Source organism: Tenacibaculum sp. MAR_2009_124, from assembly GCF_900105455.1.
Classification (GTDB): domain Bacteria; phylum Bacteroidota; class Bacteroidia; order Flavobacteriales; family Flavobacteriaceae; genus Polaribacter.
In genome coordinates this window covers 78646-82736 of record NZ_FNSF01000001.1, presented here as the reverse complement: position 1 = coordinate 82736, position 4091 = coordinate 78646, and the positions used below count along the sequence as shown (strand labels likewise).

Below are 4091 nucleotides of genomic sequence, written 5' to 3'. Positions count from 1 at the left end.
GTTATTAAAAATTATATGTCAATACTCATACTGTAATCATCTACAGAATCTTCACTAAAGTTGACTACCTTATAATTGATATAAGAGGCCATTTCTTCTATGGTACTGAACTCAAAAATTTCTTGAATAAAAATTTCTATTGATAACTCTTTACGAATCATTGCAACCAATCGAGTTGCTAATAAACTATGTCCTCCTAGTTCAAAGAAATTATCGTGTATTCCTATTTTATCTACCTTTAATAGCTCTTGCCAAATTGCTGCTAATTGTTCTTCTAACTTGTTTCTTGGGGCTACGTATTCTTTACTTGATAACTCCGAGCCTTCCAGAGTTGGTAATGATTTTCTAGCGATTTTACCACTACTTGTTACAGGCATTTCATCTAGTGAAATCCATAGAGTAGGTACCATATACTCTGGTAACATCTCTTTTAACTCTTGCTGAATAAGTTCTTTATTAAACGTTTCTTTTGGAACTACATATCCAACCAAGCGTTTGTTTCCGTTTGAATCAGCAGTTGCTAATACACAGCCTTGATTTACCGATGAAAGTGATGCTAAAGCATTTTCTATCTCGCCCAATTCAATTCTATACCCTCTAACTTTTACCTGATCATCTTTTCTTCCTAAGAATTCAATATTTCCATCAGGTAACCATCGAGCTAAATCTCCTGTTTTGTAGATTCTTTCGTCTTCCTTAAATGGATTTGGAATGAATTTTTCTGCTGTTAGTTCTTCTCTATTTAAGTATCCTCGAGCAACTCCTCTTCCTCCAACACACAACTCTCCTACTACTCCTTTTGGTAATAATTCATTTGCTTCATTTAAAATGTAGATATGAGTGTTATCGATTGGTTTTCCCATTGGAACAAGGGCTTCTATATTTCCTTTGAAGGTAGTTGCACAAATACTGGTTTCGGTTGGACCATATGCATTTATGTAATTATAACTCTCGGCAAACTTCTTTGCCAATGTTAAAGGAATTGCTTCCCCAGCAGTTACTAAAGTGGTGAATCCTTGTAAGTCTTCAACTTCTAACAATTGTAAAAATGCTGGTGGTAACGTAGCAATGGTAATCGCATTGTTTTTTATATATTCTTTGAAGAACAAAACATCCGATTTTTTATCCTCTTCGATTGTATATAATGTTGCTCCTTTTAAAAGCACAGTAAAAATCTCCGAAATTGATGCATCAAATGACTGACTTGCAAATTGTAAACAATGAGATTCTGAAGTAATTGAGAATATTTCTATTTGAGACAGAATGGTATTGACAATACTTCTATGCTCAATTAATACTCCTTTTGGTTTCCCTGTACTTCCAGATGTGTAGATGATGTACGCTAAATTCGTTGCATCTACTTTAACATCCGTTGAATTTATTCCATACGCCTCTTTTTGCTCTTTAAATTCGTTTAAGAATTCATTATCAATACTAAAAATACTACCACTATCTTTAAGTATGTATGATTTTCTTTCTTCAGGATATGATGGGTCAATTGGAACATAAGTCGCTCCTGCTTTTAATATTGCCAACATTGAAACAATTAACCAATTACTCCTTTCTAAAATAACAGTAATTGAGCTTTCAATACTTATTGAATAATTAGCAACTAAATACTGTGCTAATTGATTTGATAATTCATCTAATTCCTTATATGTTAATTCCTCATCCTTATAAACTGATGCTATAACATTTGGAGTTTTTTGAACTTGAGTACTGAATAAATCGATTAATGTTTTATCCTCTGGATATGCTATTGATGTATTGTTGAAATCATTAACTAACTCTTTTGCTTCAGTATTGGTAAGCATGCTTATGCTTTCGACTGTATTTTCTGAATTTAATCCATCTAAAAGTTGATGTAACACCATTTCCATATAAGAAAGAATTCTTTCTGGAAGAATGCTTCTATCCATTTGAGCCGTCATCCCAAAATCAACTCCAAAATCATCAACACTCAATGCAAATGGATAATTTGTTCTCTCGTGCCCACCAACATGTATTATTCCTAAATCACGTTCTTCTGGAGCATCTTCTATATTATTCGAAGTATCAGAATGACGATAGTTTAATATCGCACTGAATAATGGAACTTCATTAGAAATATCACTCCAATTCTGAATGCTTGACAATGGTGTTTGCTCATAAGGTAATATCTCATTTAATCCTTGCTTAACCTTTTGAATATACTCAGTTATGTTACCCTCTAATTTTGTTAGAAGAGGCAACGTATTTATGAACAGTCCTAAAGACTCTGCCGCTCCAACTGCACCTTGTAAACGACCTGAAAATAGTGAACCAAAAATAGCATATTCTTTATTACTACTTCTTCCAACAACAATTCCATAAGCAGCATGGAATAATACTGCTGGACTCATTCCTAATTTGATACTAACGTTTCGAATTCTCTTACTTAATTCTGCTGGTAATATGGTTTCAAACTCGCTAACATCACTTCCATTTCCTAAAACATTCGTTAATTCAAACGGATACGTAGGCTCCTCAATATCCTCTAATAAATCTTTGAAATACCCTTCATCATCATTCGTTGCTTGCAAGTGTAAGGTATGTGCGATAAAATCACGATACAATACTGGCGTTGGAAGACTTTCCTTTTTTCCTGATAAATATTGCTCTATCTCAATAATCACTCTTTCTAAACCTACATGATCTAATACTAAATGATGTTGATTAACTATCAAGTAATAGGTTTCGTTCTCCTCATCTTCAATTGATTTTAATTTTAATAAGGGGGCTTCAGAAATATCCATCCATTGACTTCCTGGATTTGTAAGTTGTTTCAACTCAAACTCCATATCATTTGACGCATCAATAGTTATTTCTTCTACTTCTAATTTTGCTTCTTTCTGCACTACCTGAACAGTTATCGGTAAGTCTTCATTAATAAAACATGTACGTAATACATCATGACGATCTATTACAAACTGAAGTGCTTCTATAAAAGAATCACGTTTTGTTTTACTTGTAAATGAAAGTAGATTCGATAAAATATATGGATCTCCTTGCTCCTTATTACTCATTAAATAGTGGAAATAGATTCCTTCTTGTAATGGTGATAATGGATAGATATCTTGAATATTCGATACGCCTCCTGAAACCTTTGAAGCTACTGCATCAATATCTTCTTGGTTAAAATCTAATAAAGGAAGCATGTCTGGAACAATGTAATCTGTATCCTCTGTAATTCCATTCGCTGGAACTTCATAAATTAAAATATCCGAAGACCCTTTCTCTGCTATTTCTGCAATCGTTGAATTTGAGAAGATATCTTTTACAGCAATATTGAAATCTATCTTTTGTAAACGTGAAATTAATTGAACAACAAGTAAACTATGTCCTCCTAATTCAAAGAAATTGTCATAAACTCCAACTTTCTCTATACCTAATACATCTTGCCAAATGTTCACCATTTGAGATTCCAACTCATTTCTTGGTGCTACATATGCTGTAGTTGATAATAATGATCCATCTAGTTCTGGTAACGCTTTTCTGTCTAATTTACCACTTGCCGTTAGTGGCATTTCTTCGAGTTCAACCCATAAAGATGGAACCATATATTCTGGTAAGCTCTCTTTTAACTCGGCTTGAACGTTTTCTTTATTGAACTCTCCATCTACAGCAACATATCCTACTAGACGCTTACTTCCTGTAACATCTGCTTTGGCTAATACACAACTACTTTGAATCTCTTCGATAGTTGATAAAGCAGTTTCAATCTCTCCTAATTCTATTCTATATCCACGAACCTTTACTTGAGAATCCTTTCTTCCTACATATTCTAACGTTCCATCAGGTAACCAACGTGCTAAATCTCCTGTCTTGTAAATTCTTTCTCCTTCCTTAAATGGATTTGAAACGAATTTCTCATTTGTTAATTCTTCTTGGTTTAAGTATCCTCTAGCGACTCCTTTTCCTCCTACACATAATTCTCCAACAACTCCTACAGGGACTAATTCGTCTCTTTCACTCAAAATGTAAATCTGTGTATTGGCTATCGGTCGTCCAATAGTTTGAACTCCGTTGATTTCTCTTTTGATAAAGGTACTATAGGTAGTTGCTTCTGATGG

The 4091-nt window shown here is 33.6% G+C and carries 1 protein-coding gene (running past one end of the window); it reads right to left on the bottom strand.

The features are described 5' to 3' along the window. Positions 1–11: 11 nt before the first annotated feature. Positions 12–4091: the 3' portion of a non-ribosomal peptide synthetase gene (locus BLW23_RS00140; RefSeq protein WP_093667233.1), read on the bottom strand. 47382 nt of this gene lie beyond the right edge of the window; 4080 of the gene's 51462 nt are visible here — the last part of the coding sequence; its start codon lies off the right edge, out of view; it ends in the stop codon at positions 12–14.